This window comes from Microbispora sp. NBRC 16548, from assembly GCF_030268985.1.
In the GTDB taxonomy this organism is placed as follows: Bacteria; Actinomycetota; Actinomycetes; order Streptosporangiales; family Streptosporangiaceae; genus Microbispora; species Microbispora catharanthi.
This window is the reverse complement of record NZ_BSSF01000022.1, coordinates 83,907-91,271: the sequence shown is the minus strand read 5'-3', so window position 1 is coordinate 91,271 and position 7,365 is coordinate 83,907. Positions and strand designations below refer to the sequence as shown.

Genomic DNA, 7,365 nt, shown 5'->3' with positions numbered 1-7,365 from the left:
CGTTGCAGGTCCAGATGATGACCTTGCTGCCGTTGGCGGTGCCGTTGTTGTACACGTCGAGGCACTTGTTCGCGCCGACGGCGGTGATGCTCCCGTCGGAGTTGAGGCGCCACTTCTGGTTGTTCTGGCCGTTGCAGTCCCAGATGATCACGCTGGCGCCGTCGGCCGTGCTGCCGCCGTTCACGTCCAGGCACTTGTTGCCGTAGACGCGCAGCTCACCGGCGCTGGTGGAGGTCCACTGCTGGTTGGCCTGGCCGTTGCAGTCCCAGATCTGCGCCTGCGCGCCGTTGGCCTGCGAGGCGCCGCTGACGTCCAGGCACCGCCCGGAGCCCACACCCTTCAGCGCGCTCGTCGCCGGCGGGTTGCCGCTCGGTGAGACGGTCGGCGAGACGGTCGGCGAGGGAGAGGGCGAGGTCGGCGGGGTCGTGTCGAACTGGGTGAAGAACTTCCACACCTCTCCCGAGGTCCAGGTCCTCCAGCCGTCACAGGTGCACCCATCGATCGGACCGGGGTCGTGACCGGCTCCGTCGAACGCGGCCCAGACGACCGGATACCCGGCCCGGCACCCTGAGTAGGCGGTGACGATGTGGGTCAGGCTGCCGTTCGCCGGCTCGGGCGGGTTCTGCGGGGTGCAGCCGTTGTTCCTGACGAACGTGTCGCGCAGCGACCGGCCCAGGGAGATGTTGAGGACGTTGTCCCTGAGGCCGTGCAGGCCCATGTAGGCGACGGGCTGTGTGCCGCCGTTGCACCCGCTGAGGTTCGCGCCGGAGTAGACCGCGACCGCGCGGAAGACCGTCGGCCGAGCACAGGCGAGCGCGTACGACATCGCGCCGCCGTAGCTGAAGCCCGAGGAGAAGATCTGGCCGGTGTCGACGCACAGACCGGCCTCGATCTGCCTGAGCATGTCGTCGACGAAGGTCACGTCCTGGCCGCCGGGGTTGGCCCAGCCGTTGCCGTTCCCCTGGGGCGCGACGAAGATCGTGCTGTTGCCCGCGGCGTCCGCCAGGCGCCTGAGTCCGTAGTACGACCAGTTGTACCCGTCGGTTCCGCCCGAGTCGACGTCGTTGGCGGTGCCGCCGTTCCAGTGGAACCCGAAGATCAGGCGATAGGGGTGGTTGCTGTCGTAGTTGGCGGGCACCCGCAGGATGTAGCTGCGGTTCTGGCCGCTGCTCACAATCGAGTGCGAGCCGCTCGCCAGCGTCGGGGCCTTGCCGCATCCGGCGGTCGCCGCGGCGGCCACGGCGCTGTGCGTGGCCGACGTCGTTCCGCCGAGCGCCGTGCCGCTTATGCCCAGGACGAGAAGTGCTGCCGCCGCGATTGCGGCGAAAAGGGATTTGTGACTCAACATACGCAACTCCATGCGCGGTTAGAGGGTCAGCGGTAGCCGGCGGCGACGACGTCGGCCTGTACGGCGTTCTCGGTGGCGTCGGAGGGGTAGCCCGCCACCATCGCTCCTTCGTAGAAGGTGCCGGCGCTGAGGTTGGCCCCGCCGTCGGGCTTGCAGCAGTCGCCGCCGCTGCCCAGGACGATGGCGCCCTGCTTCTTCATGGGGCTGTAGCCGGGGGGAAGCGCGCCGTCGTAGAGGGTGTACAGGGTGCCGGACTGCGCGTTGCTGCCCTTGATCGCGAATCGGCTGGTGCCGTTGTTCTTCAGCGTGGCCGTGACGAACTTGCTGGTGAAGGCCCGCTGGTTGGGGTTCCAGGACTGGCTTCCGCCGGGGTAGAGGCCCCATTCGAGGTCGGCCTGCACCCAGGGACCGGATCCGGAGCAGCCGCCGAACCAGCAGCTGGTGCCGAAGTAGATGGCGTCCATGGCGCCGGCGGCGTCGGCCTTGCGGGTGGTCTCGCTGTTGCCGTAGTCGAAGCAGCAGCCGCTGTTGACGTGGGTGCCGCTGGTCACCATGTACATGCCCTCGGGGGCGGTGCCGGTCGGCACGCCGGTCAGGTGGCCGTCCCGCCAGTAGCTGTTGCCGGGGTTGATGTACAGGGAGTAGGCCTTGTTACCGCCCACGGACAGCGACTCGGTGGTCGCGGTCGCGGGCTTGCTCTGAGGGGACCCGGGGACCACGCTCGACCCCTGGTACCACAGGTCGTTGCCTCGGCCGGACTGGTCGTACACGACGGTGATGACGCAGGTGGTGCCGGCGCAGAAGGAGTCCTGGGCCGCGGCGTTGGCGGCACCGCCCTGGGTCAGGACGCCGATGTTCCTGGTCGCGCTGTCGGAGGAGCGCCGCACCTGGTACAGGTTGCCGTTGTAGGCGTTGTAGAGCGCCCGCGTGGTGCTGTGCGCGGCCACGCACGGCGTGCCACCGGCGGCGTAGATGTCGCACGGGCGCGAGCCGGGTGGCGGCGGGCTCGGTGACGTGGGCGGGCTCGGTGACGTGGTGGGCCCGCCTCCGGCGGTGGTCCACTTCTGGTTGCTCTGCCCGTTGCAGGTCCACAGGGTGACCGCGGTGCCGTTGGCCGTGCCCGCGCCGTACACGTCGAGGCACAGCCCCGACTGCACGCCGGTGATCGATCCGTCGGAGTTCTGCCGCCACTTCTGGTTCGCCTGGCCGTTGCACGACCAGATGACCGCCTTCGTGCCCGGCGACGTCCCCTGGCCGTACGCGTCCACGCACCGCGTGCCGCCGAACGTCCGCAGCTCACCGGCCGAGGTGAACTCGAACGCCTGGTTGGCCTGGCCGTTGCAGTCCCAGATCTGCAGGGCGGCGCCCAGCGCGTCGGTGTTGCCCGCCACGTCCAGGCAGCGCCCCGACGACGCGCTGACCAGCGGCGCCACCGCCGCCGACGCCGGTCCCGACCATGTCAGGGCGGTGGCGAGGAGGGCCGCGAGCGCTGCCACGAGGCAGGCCGCGACGGCCGCCGGTGAGCGCCGCCCGCGAGCCGCGTGGCCCGACGAGTCAACGGACGAAGAACCCATTGCTTTCACTCCTTGGGGGGAAGGCTCGGCGGAGACAGCCGCGTGCTGAATCCGGGCAGCCTCGCCGGAGCCGGCGGTAGGCGGTCGTGTCCCAGGCGATGGGTCGCTGTGGGAATGGCCCGCCGTGGATGGCCGGGCCGTGGGAGCCGACCGCTCCTCGGTCCTTACGCTCGGTACCGATCCGGCGTTGTCCGTAGCGTCGAGACCGAGGGAATCTCGGGTCCCGGTCGCGGACCCGATCCGCGCGAAGGCGCGTGTACGGGAGGACGAAGGGGTCGCGGACGGTGGTGAGGAGTCCGGCCGCAGCCCGAAACGCCAGCGGCGCACCTCACGCCGTCGTGCGCGGCGAACCGCGACGTCGGTGGATCACCATCCGGGTCACACCGGATCGGCGAGTGCGTCTCGCGCTGAACCTCCTCGAAAAAGGTCCACGAACCGATTCGCATCGACCGGGTGTCGGAATCCAGCCCCTATTGTCTCCTTGTGGCAACTATGGGCTTTGTTAGCGTTAACAGACCGTCAGAGCGTTGATCCTTCCTGCCGGCGGATTGGGGGGTGGCGGGATGCAGCGAAGCAAATATGACCAGCCGAGCGCCTGTCAAGAACCCCCTCCTGCTCTTTTACGGCCCGGGTAAGGGCCCGGAGTCCCTTCCACGGCTCTCAGCAGGGGTGCTCGCGATCTCCTGCCGGTTGCGCACGAATGAAAGATTCATAGACCGCCCCGAACGGGCCGGCCCCCTCGGCCCGCCCGCGAACAGGTTCGCTCCACCGAAACGATTCGCTTCGGTGCTCAGGGGTGACGAGGAAGGTGACTTCGGTGGTGCGGGCGGCGGGACGGTCTCAGTCGGCCGAGGAGAACAGCCGCTGCTGGATCGCCCTGCGGTAGTCGTCCAGCGTGTTGTCGATGTGCGCGGCGGCGGCGTGGGCCGCCGCTTCCGGATCGCCGGCGCGGATGGCCTGGTAGATGGCGTCGTGTTCCTCGACGGCCTTGGCCGCGTGCCCGCCCACGGAACCGCGTAGCCCGATGATCGCCGACTGAGCCTGCAGCCGGCGGGCTTCCCGCACCGCGATCTGCAGGAACATGTTGTGCGATGCCGTCGCGACGGCGGCGTGGAAGGCGTCGTCACCCTCGTTGAACACGTCCTCGCGTCCGGTCTCGAACCCGTCACGGCATACCCTGACCGCCTCCTCGATGGCCCGAAGCTCCGCCGGAGCCGCGCGACGGGCGGCCAGCCGGCTGGTCTCCATCTCCTGCGCCCGCCGGAACTCGAACAGCATGTAGACGTGGTCCAGGTCGGTGGGGAGGAAGAACGATGCCAACCGCCCGGCGCCGAGCATCCCCTCGTCGTCTGCCACGTAAAGGCCGCGGCCCTTCTGCGCGCGTACCCGGCCCAGCGCGGAGAGGATCTTCACCGCCTCGCGGACGACGGTGCGGCTGGTTCCCAGCTGCCGGGCCAGGTCGTTCTCGGTCGGCATGCGGTCGCCCGCCCGCAGGCCCAGCCGGGCGATGAGCTCCAGCACCTGCTCGGCCGCCACCTCGTAGCCCGGCCGGTATCCGCCCTCACGCGGGGTGTCGGTCACGGCGCTCCTTCCTCGCGATCTCCCTAAAGTATGACTCTGCGGCCATGTCACCCGCGGGCCGCCCGTCGCGTCGTGAGTACGAAACATGCCGACGGTTCACGTGAGGCGGTCCGCCCACAGAGCGATGCCGATATGCATTTCCGCTGGCCAGAATGATTCTGATCGTTACAACGACATGACGTTCACATGCCGGCCGTGAAAAATAAGTGTGCTTAAGGTCTTGACGCGCCTCGGTACTCGCACCGTAATTGGTACCTGAGCACCCGGAAAGCACTTCTTCCGGGCTCCTGCGGCTGGACCACACGGCGGGTGTGTAGAGGCGCGTCGCATGCCTCCGCACCGTGGTCGGCCACGTCGGCTTCCATCACCTCACTCCACCCCGACCCCTCGTGGTGCCACGTGAGGCCGCACCATCATGGAGAAGCACGTGACCGATCGGATCGAGCACCCGTCGCCACCAGTCGCGGTGTTGAGACCGCTTCTGGTTGGTATCGTCATCGCGGCGCTGACCGCGGCGATGGCAGTCGTCGCATCGGCCACCGCGGCCCGCGCCGCCACCACGACCCTCTACGTCTCGCCCTCGGGCACCGGCAGCACCTGTTCGTCCGCCCAGCCGTGCTCGCTGTCGGGCGCGCAGACGGCGGTGCGGTCGCAGAACAGCTCCATGTCCGGCGACATCGTCGTGCAACTCGCCGACGGGGTGTACCGGCTCTCCTCGCCGCTACGGATGACCGCCGCCGACTCCGGCACCAACGGATATCAGGTCGTGTGGCAGGCGGCGCCGTCGGCGCATCCCGTCATCAGCGGCGCCAGGGCGGTCACCGGCTGGACCCTCGCGAACCAGGCGAAGAACATCTGGCAGGCCGACGTCGGCACCGGGATCGACACCCGGCAGCTGTATGTCAACGGCGCCCTCGCCACGCGTGCGCGTACGCAGGTGAACCGGTCCGACTTCACCGCCACCGGCTCCGGGCTGAGGTTCGGCAACAGCGCGCTGAGCTACCTGAACAATCTGGCCGGTCAGAACCGGGTCGAGCTGGAGAGCGTCGGTTCGTTCACGGACCGGTACGTGCGGGTGCAGAGCATCAGCGGCAACTTCATCACGATGCAGCAGCCCAGCTGGAGCAACAACATCTTCGGGTACGACACGTTCACCACCCCGCACCGGGCCGGGCCGTTGTACATCGAGAACGCCTACGAGTTCCTCGACTCTCCGGGTGAGTGGTACATCAATCCCGCGACCGGCGTGCTCTCCTACATCCCCCTCTCCGGGCAGAACATGAGCAGCACCAGCGTGGAATTGCCGGTGTTGCAGTCCCTGGTGGACGTCGGCGGCACCTATGACGCGCCCGCGCACCACATCACCTTCAGCGGCATCACCTTCACCGGCACCAGCTGGCTCGGGCCCAGCAGCAACCAGGGCTTCGCCGACCAGCAGACCGGCTCCTACATCGCGGGCAACTCGAACTGGCCCGGCGACCTGCCCAGCTCCTGCCAGGAGGGCTGCCAGCAGTTCGAGTCCACCAGGCCGAACTGGTCCCAGATGCCCGCGGCGGTGCAGGTCTCGGCGGCCAACCACATCACCTTCAGCGACTCGCAGTTCGTCAACCTGGGCCAGACGGCGGTGGGCATCGGCAACGACGCCAACGCGCACGCCAGCGGTGTCGGCCTGGGCGCCAGCGACATCACGGTCACCCGGTCCGAGATCGCCCGCAGCTCGGCCGGCGGCGTCGTGGTCGGCGGCGTGCGCGCCGACGCCCACCACCCCAGCGACCAGCGGATGGTCAACCGCAACATCACCGTCAGCGACAACCGCATCCACGACCTCGGGCTGGACTACCGGGGCATCGTCTCGGTCCTGACCACCTACGTGACGACCACCGACGTGTCCCACAACGAGGTCTACAACATGCCCTACACCGGCATGTCGATCGGCTACGGGTGGGGCGCCAACGAGCCCGGCGGCAGCACCCAGTACGCCAACCGGGGTCTGTACAACTACCAGCCGCGGTACACCACGCCCACCACGGCCTCGGGCAACAAGCTCGTCGGCAACTACGTGCACGACGTCATGCAGCAGATGACCGACGGCGGATGCATCTACACGCTGTCGTGGAACCCGAACGCGGTGATCAGCGACAACTACTGCCTGCGGACCAACGGCTGGTTCGGGCTCTACTTCGATGAGGGCTCCAAGTACTACACCGTCAGGAACAACGTCTTCTCGAACACCGGCACCTGGGCCACCGCCAACTACTGGGGTGGTGAGAACATGGGCAACTTCACCGTCACGGGCAACTGGTCGACCAACGGCAGCACCAACATCACCAACGGCGACCGCGGCAACGTCGTCAACAACAACGTGACCGTCACCAACGGGCAGTGGCCGTCGGGCGCCCAGTCCGTGATGGCCTCCGCCGGGCCCCGGAACGGCACGTCGACACCCTCCCCGTCGCCGTCGTCGCCGTCGGGGAGCACGAGCGCGCTCAAGGGTGCGGGGTCCGGGCGATGCCTCGACGTCACCGGGGTGTCGCAGGCCAACGGCGCGCAGGCGCAGATCTGGGACTGCAACGGTCAGAACAACCAGCAGTGGACCTCCACCAGCGCCGGTGAGCTGCGGGTGTACGGCAACAAGTGCCTCGACGTGAACGGCGGCAGCACGGCCGACGGCGCCAGCGTGATCATCTGGGACTGCAACGGGCAGAACAACCAGAAGTGGCGCCTCAACTCCGACGGGAGCATCACCGCCGTCGGCGCGAACAAGTGCCTCGACGTGTACAACAACGGCACCGCCAACGGCAGCAAGGTCATCATCTGGACCTGCAACGGCCAGAACAACCAGAAGTGGACCCGAGCCTGACA

The 7,365-nt window shown here is 68.3% G+C and carries 4 protein-coding genes; 1 reads left to right on the top strand and 3 read right to left on the bottom strand.

Annotated features, from left to right (window positions below; genetic code table 11):
* From QSK36_RS38945 to QSK36_RS38935, 3 genes are all read right to left on the bottom strand, one after another.
* Nucleotides 1-1,348: lectin (locus tag QSK36_RS38945; RefSeq protein ID WP_285785858.1), on the bottom strand; the 1,348-nt coding region annotated here is incomplete at its 3' end.
* Nucleotides 1,349-1,374: 26 nt separating this feature from the next.
* Nucleotides 1,375-2,922: an arabinofuranosidase catalytic domain-containing protein gene (locus tag QSK36_RS38940; protein WP_285785857.1), complete on the bottom strand. Its 1,548-nt coding sequence runs from the start codon at nucleotides 2,920-2,922 to the stop codon at nucleotides 1,375-1,377.
* Between the two features lie 840 nt (nucleotides 2,923-3,762).
* Nucleotides 3,763-4,503, bottom strand: coding sequence for a FadR/GntR family transcriptional regulator (locus tag QSK36_RS38935; RefSeq protein WP_285785856.1), 741 nt, complete (start codon nucleotides 4,501-4,503; stop codon nucleotides 3,763-3,765).
* Between the two features lie 427 nt (nucleotides 4,504-4,930).
* Here QSK36_RS38935 and QSK36_RS38930 point away from each other — a divergent pair, with 427 nt between their 5' ends.
* Nucleotides 4,931-7,363, top strand: coding sequence for an RICIN domain-containing protein (locus tag QSK36_RS38930; RefSeq protein WP_285785855.1), 2,433 nt, complete (start codon nucleotides 4,931-4,933; stop codon nucleotides 7,361-7,363).
* Nucleotides 7,364-7,365 lie beyond the last annotated feature (2 nt).

Coding starts and splice junctions, on each gene's coding strand:
- QSK36_RS38940 (WP_285785857.1), bottom strand. CDS start 2,922: ATGGGTTCTTCGTCCGTTGACTCGTCGGGCCACGCGGCTCGCGGGCGG.